Genomic DNA, 16,088 nt, shown 5'->3' with positions numbered 1-16,088 from the left:
AATAGACCGGTCGGTCTACATCAAGGCCTAGACCAATCGGTCCATTCATGCAAGAAGCAATTTCATGAATGACACCCGCACAAAACTCGCCGTCGAGGCTGGCTTTCTGTTTCAGCAGAAAGGGTATCACGGCGTGGGCATCGCCGAAGTTCTGGAACGGGCTGGCGTGCCCAAGGGCTCGCTTTACCACCATTACCCAAATGGCAAAGCCGATCTGGCCCTCGCCGCTGCCGAGATTGCCGCGACTGAGGTTCTGCGCATCATCGATGCCTCTTTTGATGGCGCGCGCGATTACGCCTACGGTGTCACGACATTCTGCTACAAGCTCGCCAAATACTTCGACATCCATGAGGGCCGGATCGGCTGCCCGGTTTCGGCGACTTTGCATGGTGGCCCGGACAATGCGGCCTTCCGCGACGCCCTTAGTAACATCTTCGCGCGCTGGATGGGCCGGATCGCGCATTATGCGGAAGGGTTCGGGCAGACCCCGGATGCCGCCGCACAAAGCGCCAAACGCCTGTTCCTGTCGCTCGAAGGCTCCTGGACACTGGCCCGCGCACGCGGCGATTCAAACGTGATCCGGCAATTGCCCGCTCTGGTCTGCTAGGCCGTACTAGCGTCTCAGCACGCGTCAGACATTCCCCGCCACCAGACCTACTTCTCGGCTTTCTTGGTCCAGCGCCCGCCCTCTTGCGCCCAATATTGCGCCGTGCAGCCTGCATCGGTCAGCGCCTTCCACTGCCCGCGCGCATGTTGCAGGGCATCGCCGTCATGTCCATCAAAGAGAATGCAGGTGCGTTCCAGCGTATTGACCTCATCCGGGGTCACATCGGCGCCCGCCACACTCATCACGCAGGCAAACCCGTCAGACGCGACGTCACCCAGCAGAACCGGCTGATCCGCATCATAAGGCCCACCGGCCAGCCCATGGGGCGTGAACTGTTCTTCCGGGCCTTGCCACAGCACATCATCCAGACGTTTCAGCAGCGCGTCATCCGTGGCGCGCACCAGCACCCGCCAGCCCGCGCCGCGCGCCTTGCCCACCAGCATTGGCAATGTCGCCTCAAGCGGACTGTCGGTCAGGTGATAGAAGAACGCTGCGCCCACCTAGCCCTCATATTTGTCCGCGATCAAACGGTTGAGCGCCATGACACCCCAGCCCGTCGCACCTGCCGGGGCCAAAGCCGTCTCTTTCTTCACACTTGCCGTGCCCGCGATATCAAGATGGCACCAAGGCACATCGTCTTTGACGAAACGCTGCAGAAATTGCGCGGCGGTGATGGAGCCTGCCATGCGCCCGCCCACGTTCTTCATATCCGCAATCCGCGATTTCAGAAGCTCGTCATAGGCTGGTGCCAATGGCAGACGCCAGGCCCCCTCGCCCTCTGTCTTCGCTGCTTTGAGAAACGCGTCGCTCAACTCATCCGAGTTGGAAAAGACCCCGGCATTTTCATGACCCAGCGCCACGATGATGGCACCCGTCAGGGTCGCTAGATTGATCATACCCACGGGCTTGAAACGGTCCTGCGCGTACCAAAGGACATCGGCCAGCACCAATCGCCCTTCCGCATCGGTGTTGATGATTTCAACCGTGTCGCCCTTCATCGATTTGACTACATCGCCCGGGCGGGTGGCAGTGCCCGAGGGCATATTCTCAACCAGCCCCACCAGACCCACGACATTGGCATTCGCCTTCCGCAGCGCGAGCGTGCGCATAACGCCTGCCACGACCCCGGCACCACCCATATCCATGGTCATGTCTTCCATGCCCGCCGGGGGCTTCAGACTGATACCCCCAGTATCGAACACCACGCCTTTGCCAATCAGCGCAAATGGCGCATCGCCCTTCTTGCCGCCATTCCACGACATGACAACAACTTTGGACGGGCTGGCAGAGCCCTGCCCCACGCTGAGCAATGTGCGCATGCCCAGCTTTTCCAATTCGTCCTCTTCGAGGATTTCGACCTCCAAACCCAATTCCTGCATCGCGGCGAGGCGCGCGGCAAAATCATCCGTGGTCAGGACATTCGCCGGCTCATTGGTCAGATCGCGGGTGAAAAACACACCTTCGGCAATTGCGGCCATTGGTGCTGCAGACTTCGCCACCTCTTCGGGTTTGGACACCATAAAGGTGATGGCACCCTCTGACTTCTTATCATCGGTCTTGTGGGCGTCGAATGTGTAGCCGCGCAAAGCCAGGCCAAGCGCGACCTCATCTGCGCGCGCCAAGGTCCCGGCGAGCACCAGCAGATCGCTCTCGCTTTGCGCCTTGGCTAGGCCAGCACCGGCCTTTCGCGCCTCCATCACCGAGGGGCGGCGGGGGAGTTTGACAACACAGAGAGCATCGGCCGCAAGCCCTGCAGGAAATGCGAGCTGCGTCACATCACCTGACGACATCTTTTCAAACCTGTCGCTTTCGACAAACCGGGCGAGCGCTTTCTTGGTCAACCGGTTGACCCGGCGGGCACCCGCATCAAGGCGGGCATCTGGCCCGACAAACACCACAACCTTGCCGCTGGCCTCTGCCACGGTGTCAAGATCAACCTCTTTGAACTGGATTTCGGCTGGTGTCGTCATAAGCACTCCCTGCGCGTCAATGAATTGTCCGCAATACCTAGCCCGGCCTGCTGGTATTGACCAGATAGCGGTTCAATCCACCGCACCAATGAGATAGCCTGCGCTGCAAGAAGGCAGGACACACAAACAAAGGACAGTTCATTGGCGCGATTTGACAGATATATGCTGTCGCAACTGATGGTGCTGTTCGGGTTTTTTAGCCTTGTTCTGGTGCTGATCTACTGGATCAATCGGGCGGTTGTTCTGTTCGACCAATTGATCGCCGACGGGCAATCCGCCACTGTCTTTCTGGAGTTCACGGCCCTTACACTGCCTAGCGTGATGCGGCTTGCCCTGCCTTTGGCGGCTTTCGCAGCGGCGGTTTACGTGACCAACAGGATGACAACGGAATCGGAGTTGGTCGTGGTGCAGGCCACCGGCTACTCTGCCTTTCGACTGGCCCGGCCGGTCCTCTACTTCGGACTGATAGTTGCGGCACTGATGTCTCTCCTGATGCATTTCCTGGTTCCCATGAGCCGCGCACAATATGATCAGCGCCTCGCCGAAATCTCGCAGAGCGTCACAGCCCGACTACTGACCGAAGGCCAGTTCATTGAACCAGCAAGGGGTGTAACTTTCTACATCCGTGCGATCTCACCGGCGGGTGAATTGCAGGACATCTTTTTGTCAGATACGCGCAGCGAAGTTGAGCACACAACCTATACCGCTTCGCGCGCCTATTTGGTGCAGGACGGCGACGACACACAATTGGTTATGATTGACGGGATGGTGCAAAGCCTGCGGCTTGAGGATGATCGTTTGTCCACTACGGAGTTTGCGGATTTCGCATACAATGTGGGCAGTCTAATCAACAGCACAAGCAGCGCAAGACTGCGCTCAAGCCACCTTTCAACATGGCAACTCTTGAACCCAACGCCGGAGATCAAAGCTGCGACTCGCGAGGAAACGGCCACTCTTCTATCGCGCGGGCATGACAGGTTTAATCAGGCCTTACTGGGTACGGTGGCTGCTCTTCTTGGCTTTGCGACCCTGCTGATAGGGAATTTCAGTCGCTTTGGCGTCTGGCGGCAGATTATCGCGGCAATTTTTTTGATTGTGTTGATCAAAGGAATTGAGTCTGCGGGTTTGAACGCTGCGCGCAGTGATTCAAATCTGTGGTTTGCCACTTATTTGCCAAGCGTTGCAGGCTTCGTGATTGTATGGTTCCTACTATTTTGGGCCAGTCGGCCAAACCTGTTCAAGCGCCGGGCGCGGGACATCACTTTCTCATGATCTTGCATCGCTACTTCGCGCGACGTTTTCTGATGACCTTCATGGGGGTCTTTGCGGTTTTCTTTCTCATCATGATCTTCATCGACCTGACCGAGCAGTTTCGCCGTCATGGCAGGTCTGACGCCACGATGGTCGAGATCGTCACCCTTTCTCTGCTGAACATCCCACAGGGCGTTTATCAGATCCTGCCTTTGATCATGATCCTCGCAACCATTGCGCTTTTTCTCAGTCTTTCGCGCTCCTCAGAGATGGTGGTGACGCGGGCAGCGGGGCGGTCTGCCATACGGGCGCTGACCGCGCCGCTAATCGTGGCACTTTGCCTTGGCGGATTGGCGGTTGGTGTGCTGAACCCGATCGTCGCTAGTACATCAAAAGCATATGAGTTGCGTAGCGGCGCACTGCGCGGTGATAGCTCGGTTGTGTCGATTGGTTCATCGGGGCTGTGGCTGCGCCAAGGCAGTGCGGAAGGCCAAACCGTCATCCGTGCTCAGAGCGCAAATCTTGACGGAACCATCCTATCCGATGTGACATTCATAACCTTCTCGCCTGAGGGCCAACCTGTGCAGCGTGTAAATGCCGAAATGGCAACGTTGGTATCTGGTGCATGGCAATTGACCACTGCCAAGAACTGGCGGTTCGGAAACAACAACGTACCGGAGGCCACTGCTGTGTTGCAGGATACACTGGCCATCCCATCGAGCCTGACACCCGATCAGATCCGAGACAGTTTCGGCACGCCATCCTCGATCCCGATCTGGGAATTGCCAGCGTTTATTGCACGATTGCAAAGCGCAGGCTTTTCCGCACAACGTCATCTGGTGTGGTTTCATACGGAACTGGCGCTGCCCGCCTTTCTGGTCTCAATGGTAATGATCGGCGCGAGCTTTACCTTGCGCCATCAGCGCGGTGGACGCACTGGCTTGATGGTATTGTTTGCGATCCTTCTGGCCTTCGTGATCTACTTTATCCGCAATTTCGCGCTTGTGCTGGGCGAGAACGGCCAATTGCCTGCGATTTTGGCCGCTTGGGCCCCCCCTCTTGCGGCCATGAGCCTCTCCTTCGGCATACTTCTGCATAATGAGGACGGCTGATGCGGTGGCTTTGGCTGGCGGTCTGTTTGATCTGGCCCTGCACGACCATCGCACAGGGGGCCGCAACGCTCGTCGCTGATCGCGTCACTGTGAATGATCAAGGGCAACTGGTCGCGACAGGCAGTATTGAGGTACTCTATCTCGGGGATCGGATGAGTGCCCAGCAAATCGTCTATGATCAAACCACGGACCGGCTTGAGATCACGGGGCCAATCGTGATTAGAACTGCCGATGGCACGGTGCTGACCGCAGATCAAGGCACGCTTGATCCGCGGCTCGAAAACGGTATCCTACAAGGCGCTCGGATCGTTCTTGATCAGCAATTGCAGCTTGTCGCTAACCAGATCGACCAGCGCGAAGGCCGCTACTCACAACTTTACAAATCAGCGGCAACATCCTGTCAGGTATGCGGTAATCGTCCGCCTTTGTGGGAAATCCGGGCAGAGCGGGTGATCCATGACCAACAGGAACAGCTACTTTACTTCACCAATGCGACATTTCGCGTGAGGGGGGTACCGATTTTCTGGGTGCCCCGCATGCGCCTCCCTGACCCGTCGCTTGACCGCGCCACCGGCTTTCTGGAACCCGAACAACGCAATACCACTCAGCTTGGCACTGGAGTTAAGGTGCCCTATTTCATAACGCTTGGTGATCACGCGGACATTACAGTGACGCCTTACGTATCGCCAGAAACACGTACCTTGGAGCTGATCTATCGGCAGGCCTTTGTTCGCGGACGGGTCCGCGCAGAAGCTGCGGTGAGTGATGATACGCTTCGAGACGATAACCGCTCTTACATTTTTGCTGAAGGAACGTTTGATTTACCCAATGACGTGCAGCTCAGCTTTGACATTGAGGCGGTCAGCGACCGCGCCTATCTGCAAAACTACGGTTACTCGTCCAAGGACAGGCTCGACAGTGCGGTTGGTCTTCTGCGCGTTACCGGTGCAACGCTCGCCCAGACACGGCTGACCTACTATCAAACCTTGCGAGATGATGAGGTGAACGACTCGTTGCCACCGCTCATTGCCGATGCACGTTATCAAAGGCGCAGCCAACCTGCCTTCGGTGGCATATTGACTTTTGATGGCAGCGCTGATGTCGCCTACAGGTTTAGCGACACAGATGGCGCGGAAGGCCGGGATGTGGTGCGCGCGGGCCTCGGCGCGCGATGGCAGGATAGCTGGATCCTGCCCGCGGGCTTGGTCGGCACTTTTCAGACCAATCTACGCGGTGATCTATATAAGGTGGCTGATGATACGGACTTCCCCGACACTGATGTGCGCGTCTTGCCCGGCGCTACTGCTACTCTGCGCTGGCCCTTGGCCCGTGTCGGCGCAACGGGTATCCAACAATTGATTGAACCTACGATCAGCATGGCGTGGTCCGAAAGCTTTGGCGGTAAGCCACCTAATGAGGATAGCACTCGCAGCGAACTCGATACCGGAAACCTGTTCGATCTGTCACGTTTTGCGGGTGACGACATTACAGAGACTGGCAGTCAGATCGCTGCCGGGCTCAATTGGACTCGCATTGGGCGGATAGGCACCACCTCTACTCTTTCATTCGGGCGAGTCTGGCGTAGCGAGGAAGAGGCAGAATTCACGCAGTCTTCTGGTCTGGAGGAGCTGCAATCAGACTGGCTTGTTGGCGGGCAATTGATTATCCCCGGCGGCTTTCTCCTTGATGCAAGGGGTCTTGTAGATGACAGAAGCGGGCTGAACAGGGCCGACGCGCGTATCACTTGGCGCAACAGCAAGATCGCGTTGGATGCGTCATATATCTGGCAAAGCTCTGACATTGGAGAAGACCGCCCCGAGACAATCTCGGAATGGACATTTGACGCTGATTTCGACCTGAGTACAGCGTGGTCACTCGAACTTGATGCGCGCTACGATATTGCGGCCGATCGTCCTGTTCGGAGCGGCGTGGGCGTGGAATGGCGCAATGAATGCGTGAGAATAAACGTTTCCGCCTCGCGCAGGTTCACCTCTTCAGATACAGTTGAACCCACCACCGATTACCAGTTAAGTGGCGCCATAATCGGGTTTTCGACAGGGCGCGCCGGGGGTGCCGCGGCGGGAACCTGTCGGAATTAGCAAAGGACGAAAGACAGCATGCGTGCGTTTGGTTTCAGGGCTGCGCTTCTAGCAATTGCGGCGGCGACCGGTCTTGCATCGACAGGGCTCGCCCAAGGACAGCTGACAACCGTAATCACTGTCAATGACCGGGTGATCACACAGTTTGAGCTGTCGCAGCGTATCCGTCTTCTGGACGTGTTTAACACCAGCGGTGACCTGAATGAGGCCGCCCGTACTGGCCTGATTGAGGATCGGCTCAAACAACAGGAAATGGAGCGTGTCGGCTTGGCCATCTCCGAAGAGGCGTTGCAAACTGAGTTGGAGGCGTTCGCGCAAAGGGGCAATCTTTCCCTTCCACAATTCCAGCGCGTTCTTGCCCAAAACGGCGTGCAACCGCAGACACTGCGCGACTTTGTCGAAGTAGGTGTGAGCTGGCGTCAATACATCCGCGCGCGGTTCGGACGGCAGGTCAATGTGACGGATGCTGATGTCGAACGCGCCATTGCGGCGCAAAGCGGCGCGACAACCGAACTACAAGTCCTGCTGAATGAAATCATCATCGCGGCACCGCCTGACCGGGCAGCGCGTGCACAGGAAGTAGCCGAAATAATCTCTGATTTCCGAACCTTTGCGGAGTTTGAAGATGCAGCACGTCAGGTCTCTGCCCTGCCATCACGCGACAATGGCGGGCGGTTGGGCTGGCTGCCGATCACGAATTATCCGCCGCAGATCCGGGCGGTCATCCTTGATTTGGAGCCGGGTGAAGTGACGGAGCCTCTACCGATCACCAACGGCATCGCGCTGTTTCAGCTGCGCGGCACACGCGAAGCGGTGCTGCCGGTCACCCCGCCGGTCAGCATTGATTATGCGGCCTATTACATCCCGGGCGGGCGGTCCGAGGGCGCATTGCGTACTGCCGCACAGATTCGCAACCGCGTAGACACTTGCGACGACCTTTATGGCGTGGCGCGCGGGCAGCCCGCCGAAGTGCTCGACCGCGTCTCACTTCCCCCCACCGACATCGCCAGCGATATCGCACTTGAGCTTGCGCGACTCGACCGCAACGAGGTCTCCACAAACCTGACCCGCAACAACGGGAACACGCTGGTGTTTCTGATGTTGTGCGACCGCGTAAATGCAGGCCAAGGCAGTGCCAATCCCGATACTGTACGCAACCAGATCCGCAGTCAGCGTCTTACTGCTCTGGCGGATGCGCTGCTGCAGGATTTGCGCGCCTCGGCCGTCATCCGCAACTGATGAAACCTATCGCAATCAGTTGCGGCGAACCGGCAGGTATCGGGCCAGAGATCGCCGCCTCTGCATGGAAACGTCTGCACGGCGATATCCCGCTTCTCTGGATCGGGGATCCCACGCATCTGCCGCCTGATCTGCCAATCCAGTTGGTGGGCCGCGAGGACGATATCGCACAGATCAGCCGCCATGCTTTGCCCGTTCTTGCAGAAGACTTCGGCGCGTCAGCAACACCCGGCACCCCCAATCCACGCCATGCCGCACACGTCATCGCGGCGATTGCGACTAGCGTCGATCTGGTGACTGACGGCATCGCGAGTGCCCTTTGCACGGCGCCCATTCACAAGGCCGCATTGATGGACGGGGCCGATTTCGCCTATCCGGGCCACACCGAGTATCTCGCCGCACTTGCAGGCGTTGACCGGGTGGTGATGATGCTGGCCAGCGAAGACCTGCGCGTGGTGCCAACTACGATCCACATTCCGCTCGTCGATGTTCCTGCACAACTCAGTGCGCGCCTGCTGACAGATACGCTTCTGATTACCCACGCGGCCTTGCGGCGCGATTTCGGGATCGACAGGCCACGCATTGCAGTAGCAGGTCTGAACCCGCACGCGGGTGAGGATGGCAAAATGGGGCGGGAAGAGATCGAGGTGATCACCCCCACGCTGGACGCCTTACGCAGTGAGGGTCTTGAGATCATCGGGCCGATGTCCGCTGACACGATGTTTCACCCAAATGCGCGCGCACGCTATGACGTGGCCGTTTGCATGTATCACGATCAGGCCCTGATCCCCATCAAGACGCTGGATTTTTCGGGTGGCGTGAATATCACGCTTGGCCTGCCTTTCATCCGCACCTCGCCCGATCACGGCACTGCGTTTGATATTGCGGGCAAAGGCAAGGCTGACGCCACATCCATGATCGCGGCCATCAGGACCGCCGCGCAAATGGTCACGCAACGGGGATGAGCGGCATCGACACCCTGCCTCCCTTGCGCGAGGTGATCGCAACGCACGATCTGGTTGCAAGGAAATCGCTGGGTCAGAACTTCCTGCTTGATCTCAACCTCACGGCCAAGATTGCGCGACTGGCCGGGGATCTAACGCAAGCTGACGTGCTTGAGGTTGGCCCTGGCCCCGGCGGTCTGACGCGGGGGCTGCTTGCCGAAGGCGCACGACGCGTTCTTGCGGTGGAAAAAGACCCTCGCTGCATGCCAGCATTGGCCGAGATCGCAGCGGCCTATCAGGGGCGGCTCGCAACGATCAATGGTGATGCACTTGAGATCGACCCGCTCGAGCACCTGACGCCCCCGATCAAGGTCGCCGCCAACCTGCCCTATAATGTTGGAACCGAATTACTGGTGCGCTGGCTCACGCCACAAGACTGGCCGCCTTTCTGGACGAGCCTGACGCTGATGTTCCAGCGCGAGGTGGCCGAACGGATCGTGGCAGAGCCGGGCAGCAAAGCCTATGGGCGTCTCGCACTCCTTGCTCAATGGCGGAGCGACGTGAGCATAGTCATGACACTGCCGCCAGAGGCATTCAGCCCGCCGCCCAAGGTCCATTCCGCTGTCGTACAGCTCACCGCCCTGCCCGCCCCGCGTTACCCGGCAGATGCGGCGATGCTCAACAAGGTTGTTGCCGCGGCCTTCAATCAACGCCGCAAGATGCTACGCTCCGCACTCAAATCGCTTGGCCCAGCGATTGAGGATCATCTGCACGCCGCGGGCATTCCGCCGACCGAGCGGGCCGAGCAAGTCTCACTTGAGGCCTTCTGCGCCCTCGCCCGCAGTCTGAGCGCGGCTTCGTCCCGGACCTCATCGTAGCGCTAACTGCTGCAGAAACACGCGTATCTCAGCCCTCTTTGTAAGGCGTAGAACGGGTATGTCGGTATCGGCCAATGCACCGACAATGGCACGCCGAAACGACGCGCCGCCGGTCAGGGCCCGCCACAAGAACCGCATTTGTCGCGGGCCAGGCCAATCACGATTTCCCGTCGGATGTTCAGGGCGCACGCGCCCGAAATAATGTACGCTACGAGAAAACACCCGCCAGGCGCGCAAAGGATCGGGCACATCCAGCCAGATGACTAATGTGGCGCACGCAAGGACCGGCCCTCCGAGAATTGACGGCCCACCATCAAGTATCCATCGGTCTTCCTGCACCGCTCTGCAAAGCGCGGCTTGCACCTCGCTCCTCGGCCGTTGGCGCCAACCCGACATCAAGGCCAGCGCATCTTTGTGAATGACGGATGCATCAAGTGCCGTTCCCAGATGCTGCGCCAACCAGGTCTTGCCCGCGCCATTTGCACCCACGATCACAAGGCGGTCCAGCATCGTGCCGGACACTTCTTCGATGTCCAAAAAACAAAGCCCCCCGAAATCGGAGGGCTTTGTGTTCATTCGGCGGCCTCCGGGGCCACCCCGTCATCCGGCGCTGGTTTCGGCGCATCGCCCCCACCCTCGGGATTACGCGGTTTTCGCGGACGGCGTGGACGCTTTGGTTTTTCCTCGGGTGTCTCAACCAGCCCGGAATCCTGTGGCTCGGCCACATCAGGCTGTTCCATCGAGGCCGGATCATTCGCCGCCGCCTCTTGCGCTTTCAGACGCTCCTGACGCTCACGATCACGCTCGGCTTGGCGCTGGCGGTTCTGTTCTTCCTGCTCTTCGCGCTTCGCCTCGACCTCGCGCTGCGCCTCTGCCAAAAGCCGTGTATAGTGCTCGGCGTGCTGCGCATAATTCTCTGCATCCACACGGTCGCCAGACAACACGGCGTCACGATGCAGCTGATTGTATTTCTCTATAATCTGTTGCGGTGTGCCGCGCACCTTGCCATCGGGACCCTGGCTGTCAAACACCCGATTGATGATGTTGCCACCTGACGGGCGGTTATTGCGGTTCTTATTCCGCGACCGTGACTTCGATGATCTCATAAGTAAGTTTAGCCTTTAGCTGTCGTGACGCTGGCCCGTGCGCGCCTCTTGCGCGTCTGAAATGATCTGGCCTTGCAATGTTCTGGCGACTGATCGGGGAGAGGTCCGGAAAGGTTCTCAACCCGCCGATACGTTTGAATAAGCATTTGAATGGGGGCAAGACAAGCAAAAACTGCATAAAGTTTGGATTTTACAGCTTATGGCCCGTTTAAACGCCTGCTTGCGGAAGATACCCTACTACAACCCGGTCGCGGCCATCGAGGTCGGGAATCACAGAAATGCCCTCAAATCCGGCGGCGGCCATCATTGCAGCGACCGCCTGCGCCTGCGTCGGTCCAATCTCCACGATCAACCGCCCAGCGGGCCGCAAATGGTCGGGGGCGCCTGAGGTGATCTTGCGATAAGCCGAAAGTCCGTCCGCCTCATCTGTCAGGGCAATGCGCGGTTCATACTCGATCACGGTGTTCTGCAACTCATTCATCTCTTCGGCAGCGATGTAAGGGGGGTTGGACACAATCAGGTCGAAAATACCTCCGACCGCATCAAACCAGTCGGACTGCTCAGTTCCAAGGCGCTCAGCAACGCCATGCACCTGTGCATTGTGTTGCGCAACGCCCAGGGCAAGCTCTGAAACATCCGTCGCAAGACCAACAGCATCCAGCCTTTCTGCCAAAAGTGTGATTGCGATTGCGCCGCTTCCGGTGCCAAGATCGAGGAGATCAGAGAAGTCTTCTTTCAACGCTTCCGCGATCAGGCATTCTGTTTCTGGACGAGGATCAAGCACTGTGCGGTTTACCAGAAAGTCGCGTCCGTAAAAGCAGCGGCTGCCCAGCAAGTGACTCATTGGTTCACCGACACCGCGACGCCCAGCCAAGTCCATCGCATGCATCAATTTCTTCTGATCGAGGGGATCTGCTTCATGCAAACGCAACCTGTGACTTGGTAGGCCAAGCACATGGCCGAGCAATAGGCGCGCCTCTTTACCTGCATCAGGGATATAGTCGCGTTGCAAATGCATCGTAAGCTCGCGCAAACCTTCGCGAACCGTTGTCACCCACCCATCTCCGCCAGCAGCGTCGCCTGCGCGTCCGCTTGCAGGGCCGCGATGATTTCATCCAGATCGCCCTGCATCACCTGCCCCAGCGAATACAGCGTCAGGTTGATCCGGTGATCGGTCATCCGCCCCTGCGGGAAGTTATAGGTACGAATGCGTTCGGACCGGTCACCCGACCCGACCTGCGCCTTCCGGTCGGCAGAGCGTTCATCCGCCGCCTTCTGCCGCTCCAGATCAAACAGCCGCGTTTTCAGCACCTGCATCGCAATCTCACGGTTGCGGTGCTGCGACTTCTCGGAACTGACAACGATGATCCCCGTCGGCTCATGCAGGATGCGCACCGCCGAGTCGGTCGTGTTCACGTGCTGCCCGCCGGACCCCGACGCGCGCATCGTGTCGATGCGAATATCCGCCGGATTGATCTCAATATCCACGTCCTGCGCCTCTGGCAGCACAGCGACCGTCGCGGCAGAGGTGTGAATGCGCCCGCCGCTTTCCGTCTCAGGCACGCGCTGCACACGGTGCACACCGCTTTCGAACTTCATCTTCGCAAAAACACCGTCACCCGCGATCCGCGCCACAACTTCCTTGATCCCGCCCAGCTCGGTCTGGCTTTCCTCAAGGATCTCGAACTTCCAGCCCTGCCCTTCGGCATAGCGCTGATACATCCGGAGCAAATCTCCGGCAAACAGCGACGCCTCATCGCCGCCCGTGCCCGGCCTGATCTCCAAAAGCGCGGGACGCGCATCCGCGGCATCTTTCGGCAACAGCGCCAATTGCACTTCATGTTCAGACGCTTCAAGCTGCGCCTTCAGCTCCGGCAGCTCCGCTTCGGCCAACTCCTTCATTTCCGGGTCCGACAGCATCGCCTCAGCATCCGCGATCTGGCCGATCAGGTCTTTGTAGGCCGTCACCGTCTCAACTACCGGGCGCAGTTCGGCGTATTCCTTGCCCAAGGCGGCAATATCCGCGCCCGCGGCACCATCGGCCATCTTCGCCTCCAGAAACTGGAAACGGTCGATCAGTTGTTCAATGCGGTCGGCTGCAATCATGACGCTCGGATTGGCCGATCACAAAGGTGCGGTCAAGGGGCCAAGCGTTTCGAGCCAGCCTTCGATCCGCGCCTTGTTCACACCCAAATCAGACCGGCCAAAGCGCAACCGGCCATAGATCACCAGCAAATCCCCCTGCACCGCCACTGTCGTATGATCCGGAAAGCCCCAGATCAGGGAGCGGGTCTGGAACGTGATCATCCCTTCCGCCACGTTGCCCCGCAGTAGGCGCGTGCGTGGCGTGGCCAAGGCGCGCTGCTCGACCGCCGTTAGCACCTCATCAGCAGGTGCTGCGATACGGCGCACGGCCAAAAAACCGCCCTCTTCCCGCGTATCGCCGGGCTCGTTCACATCAGGCAAGGCGTGCCATTTCTCGGCGTTCGTTGGGGCGAGCCGGATATAGGCCATGAGCGCCAGAACGAGAACGATAAGCACAGTCAGAAAGCGCATGGATCAGCCATTCCCTTGATGAGCGGTGTTGCCGTTATGTACGCATTCTGGGCCGGGGCTACCAGCGCAAACCATTCCGGGCTGGGCTTTGCGCACATGCCGCGCTACGCAGGAGAAAAAGGTGATACATGGCGCGTGCTCTTCTCTGCACTTTCTTGGCTCTTGCTGCGGCGGCAGGTTGCACTCCCATCGGCACAAATCAGGTTGTCGTGACTGGCGCCGGAGATGATCTGCTCAAGCTCCGTTCAGGCCCTAGTCTGGGGTTCAACATCATTATGGGTCTGCCGGACGGCACGGTGTTGAACCAACGTCAATGCGTGACAGAGGTGGGGCAGCGTTGGTGTGAGGTGTCCTTGGCCGACAGTCCTTCGGTCACAGGCTACGTCTCAGCCGATTATCTCGAAGACCGTTAACGATACGGCACGCCCGGCAAGATCGACAACATCTCGAACATCAGGTTCGCGCCGGTCAGGGCCGTATTGCCGGACGGATCGTAAGGGGGCGAGACCTCGACCAGATCACAGCCCACGATGTTGAGACCCCGCAAGCCCCGGATCAGTTCCATCGCTTGTGGCGTTGTCAGCCCGCCGATCTCTGGCGTGCCGGTTCCGGGGGCAAAGGCGGGGTCCAGGCTGTCGATATCATAGGTGATGTAACACGGCTGATCGCTGATTTTCGCTTTGATATCAGCGGCCAAGGGCGTCATAGACTTGTGCCACAAATCGGGCGCGAGGAATTGGTTGAAGCCCCACGCAGCCGCTTCGGTAAAGTCATCCGCCGTATAGCCCGTGCCGCGCAGCCCGATCTGAAAGACCTTGTTAGCGGTGATGAGCCCCTCCTCATAGGCGCGCCGGAACACGGTGCCATGGGTCTCGCGTTCGCCAAACATCTCATCATTCACATCCGCATGGGCGTCAACATGGACCAGCGCCAGCGGACCGTGTTTTGCCGCCACCGCGCGCAAGATAGGCAGGGTCAGCGTATGATCGCCACCGAGGGTCATTGGCACAAAGTCACGGTTCAGATGTGCCGCATAAGTCTCTGTAATTATACGGATACTGTCGCTCAGCGAAAACGTATTGATCGCCACGTCACCCAGATCGGCGCATTGCAAGGCATCAAAAGGTGCCGCCCCGGTCTGGATATTATATGGCCGGATCATCGCCGATTGCTCGCGCAACTGCTTTGGCCCCATCCGCGTACCGGAGCGCCAGGACGTGCCGATATCCATCGGAATGCCGATAAAGCCCACATCCAAGCCTTCAGGTGAACTTGCTTCAGGCAACCGCATGAATGTCTGCGGCCCGGAAAAGCGCGCCAGATCATTACCGGAAATGGGCATGTTCGGCATCACTTTTTCCTTTTGTTCCAGAGCGCAAGGCAGCAAAGCTCCATCGCCACATGCGCGCCCGCAATGGCCGTCGCACCCGTCGTGTCATAGGGCGGCGAGACCTCGACCACGTCCCCGCCGACCATATTGATCCCCGCGAGATCACGCAGCATCGCAGCGGCCTGCCAGCTTGCCAACCCACCCCAAACAGGTGTGCCGGTGCCGGGTGCAAAAGCCGGATCCAGAGCATCGATATCGAAGGTCACATAGGTAGGGTTATCCCCAACAATCGCCTTCACCCGGTCCACAACGTAAGAACTGCCCAATTCATGGCAGGTCCGCGCATCGATGTACTGGATGCCCAGATAGTCCGGACACTCGGTCCGAATACCGATCTGGACGGAGCGGCTGACATCCACGACGCCCAGCTTCACCGCCTTATACATCATCGTGCCGTGGTCGATGCGCTCCATGTCGTCATCAGGCCAAAGGTCAGAATGAGCGTCAAACTGGATCACCGACATTGGTCCGTACTTTTCAGCATAGGCGCGCAGGATGGGCAGTGTTATGAAATGGTCTCCGCCAAGTGTGATCGTTCCACAACCCTGCCGCAAAATGCCCGCGGTATGCGCCTGCAGCAGCTCTGGCACGCTGGCGATATCCGCATAGTCAAAGGCCAGATCGCCGTAATCCGCGATGGAAAACTCAGTTAACGGATCAAAGCCATCCCAACCATAGGGCGGATCGAAGGTCTGCAAAGTCGAGGCCTCGCGGATGGCACGTGGCCCGAACCGCGTGCCGGGCCGGTGGGTGACGGCCTGGTCGAATGGCACACCGGTGACGGCCAGATCAAACCCGGTGAGGTCCTTCGTGTAGGTCCGACGCAGAAAAGAGGTGACACCACCAAAGGCGTTTTCGAACGCCAGCCCACGCGGGTCCTTCCGCGTGATCGCGGCGTCAACCTCCTCCCGAGCCTTATCAAGCGTCATTGCGCCA

17 protein-coding genes are annotated in these 16,088 nt (G+C 58.8%); 8 read left to right on the top strand and 9 right to left on the bottom strand.

Annotation, left to right across the window (positions count from 1 at the left end; translation table 11 throughout):
• Positions 1-64 precede the first annotated feature (64 nt).
• A complete protein-coding gene (locus SLH49_RS17460) occupies positions 65-607 on the top strand; it encodes a TetR/AcrR family transcriptional regulator (protein WP_320270429.1) in 543 nt (180 codons plus the stop codon).
• Positions 608-654: 47 nt separating this feature from the next.
• On the opposite strand, the gene SLH49_RS17455 is transcribed toward SLH49_RS17460, so the two are convergent.
• On the bottom strand, positions 655-1,107 hold the full coding sequence (locus tag SLH49_RS17455) for a DNA polymerase III subunit chi (protein WP_320270428.1): 453 nt from the start codon (positions 1,105-1,107) through the stop codon (positions 655-657).
• A complete protein-coding gene (locus SLH49_RS17450; RefSeq protein ID WP_320270427.1) occupies positions 1,108-2,577 on the bottom strand; it encodes a leucyl aminopeptidase in 1,470 nt (489 codons plus the stop codon).
• Positions 2,578-2,739: 162 nt separating this feature from the next.
• Between SLH49_RS17450 and lptF the strand changes: the two genes are divergently transcribed.
• The 6 genes from lptF to rsmA are packed head-to-tail and all read left to right on the top strand — an operon-like array spanning position 2,740 to position 10,100.
• On the top strand, positions 2,740-3,849 hold the full coding sequence (lptF, locus tag SLH49_RS17445) for an LPS export ABC transporter permease LptF (RefSeq protein WP_320270464.1): 1,110 nt from the start codon (positions 2,740-2,742) through the stop codon (positions 3,847-3,849).
• Positions 3,846-4,940 carry an LPS export ABC transporter permease LptG gene (gene lptG / locus SLH49_RS17440; protein ID WP_320270426.1) on the top strand — a complete coding sequence of 365 codons (1,095 nt, stop codon included), beginning with the start codon at positions 3,846-3,848 and terminating at the stop codon, positions 4,938-4,940. Before lptF ends, lptG begins: the two co-directional genes overlap by 4 nt.
• Positions 4,940-7,039: an LPS-assembly protein LptD gene (locus SLH49_RS17435; protein WP_320270425.1), complete on the top strand. Its 2,100-nt coding sequence runs from the start codon at positions 4,940-4,942 to the stop codon at positions 7,037-7,039. Before lptG ends, SLH49_RS17435 begins: the two co-directional genes overlap by 1 nt.
• A gap of 18 nt (positions 7,040-7,057) precedes the next feature.
• The gene (locus SLH49_RS17430) at positions 7,058-8,278 is read left to right on the top strand and encodes a peptidylprolyl isomerase (RefSeq protein WP_320270424.1); all 1,221 of its coding nucleotides are present in this window, start codon (positions 7,058-7,060) and stop codon (positions 8,276-8,278) included.
• Positions 8,278-9,243 (top strand): 4-hydroxythreonine-4-phosphate dehydrogenase PdxA, encoded by a 966-nt coding sequence (pdxA, locus tag SLH49_RS17425; protein WP_320270423.1) that lies wholly within the window; start codon positions 8,278-8,280, stop codon positions 9,241-9,243. The genes SLH49_RS17430 and pdxA overlap by 1 nt, the downstream gene beginning before the upstream one ends.
• Positions 9,240-10,100 (top strand): 16S rRNA (adenine(1518)-N(6)/adenine(1519)-N(6))-dimethyltransferase RsmA, encoded by an 861-nt coding sequence (gene rsmA / locus SLH49_RS17420; RefSeq protein ID WP_320270422.1) that lies wholly within the window; start codon positions 9,240-9,242, stop codon positions 10,098-10,100. The genes pdxA and rsmA overlap by 4 nt, the downstream gene beginning before the upstream one ends.
• Here rsmA and SLH49_RS17415 read toward each other — a convergent pair.
• The 5 genes from SLH49_RS17415 to SLH49_RS17395 form a co-directional block, all read right to left on the bottom strand.
• Positions 10,092-10,676 carry a DNA topology modulation protein FlaR gene (locus tag SLH49_RS17415; protein ID WP_320270421.1) on the bottom strand — a complete coding sequence of 195 codons (585 nt, stop codon included), beginning with the start codon at positions 10,674-10,676 and terminating at the stop codon, positions 10,092-10,094. The two genes, rsmA and SLH49_RS17415, sit on opposite strands and share 9 nt — an antisense overlap.
• Positions 10,673-11,206 carry a DUF4167 domain-containing protein gene (locus SLH49_RS17410; RefSeq protein WP_320270420.1) on the bottom strand — a complete coding sequence of 178 codons (534 nt, stop codon included), beginning with the start codon at positions 11,204-11,206 and terminating at the stop codon, positions 10,673-10,675. Before SLH49_RS17410 ends, SLH49_RS17415 begins: the two co-directional genes overlap by 4 nt.
• Positions 11,207-11,414: 208 nt before the next feature.
• Positions 11,415-12,260 (bottom strand): peptide chain release factor N(5)-glutamine methyltransferase, encoded by an 846-nt coding sequence (gene prmC, locus SLH49_RS17405; RefSeq protein ID WP_320270419.1) that lies wholly within the window; start codon positions 12,258-12,260, stop codon positions 11,415-11,417.
• Complete coding sequence (prfA, locus tag SLH49_RS17400) at positions 12,257-13,312, bottom strand: peptide chain release factor 1 (RefSeq protein ID WP_320270418.1); 1,056 nt, start codon at positions 13,310-13,312, stop codon at positions 12,257-12,259. Before prfA ends, prmC begins: the two co-directional genes overlap by 4 nt.
• A gap of 18 nt (positions 13,313-13,330) precedes the next feature.
• Positions 13,331-13,762, bottom strand: a complete 432-nt coding sequence (locus SLH49_RS17395) for a DUF1499 domain-containing protein (RefSeq protein WP_320270417.1) — start codon at positions 13,760-13,762, stop codon at positions 13,331-13,333.
• A gap of 128 nt (positions 13,763-13,890) precedes the next feature.
• On the opposite strand from SLH49_RS17395, the gene SLH49_RS17390 reads away from it, so the two are divergent.
• Positions 13,891-14,175, top strand: coding sequence for an SH3 domain-containing protein (locus SLH49_RS17390; protein ID WP_320270416.1), 285 nt, complete (start codon positions 13,891-13,893; stop codon positions 14,173-14,175).
• Here SLH49_RS17390 and speB (SLH49_RS17385) read toward each other — a convergent pair.
• Positions 14,172-15,113 (bottom strand): agmatinase, encoded by a 942-nt coding sequence (gene speB, locus SLH49_RS17385; RefSeq protein ID WP_320270415.1) that lies wholly within the window; start codon positions 15,111-15,113, stop codon positions 14,172-14,174. The two genes, SLH49_RS17390 and speB (SLH49_RS17385), sit on opposite strands and share 4 nt — an antisense overlap.
• A complete protein-coding gene (speB, locus tag SLH49_RS17380) occupies positions 15,113-16,081 on the bottom strand; it encodes an agmatinase (protein WP_320270414.1) in 969 nt (322 codons plus the stop codon). Before speB (SLH49_RS17380) ends, speB (SLH49_RS17385) begins: the two co-directional genes overlap by 1 nt.
• Positions 16,082-16,088: the final 7 nt, after the last annotated feature.

This window comes from Cognatiyoonia sp. IB215446 (genome assembly GCF_033963825.1).
In the GTDB taxonomy this organism is placed as follows: domain Bacteria; phylum Pseudomonadota; class Alphaproteobacteria; order Rhodobacterales; family Rhodobacteraceae; genus Yoonia.
This window is presented reverse-complemented; position numbering and strand designations above follow the sequence as displayed.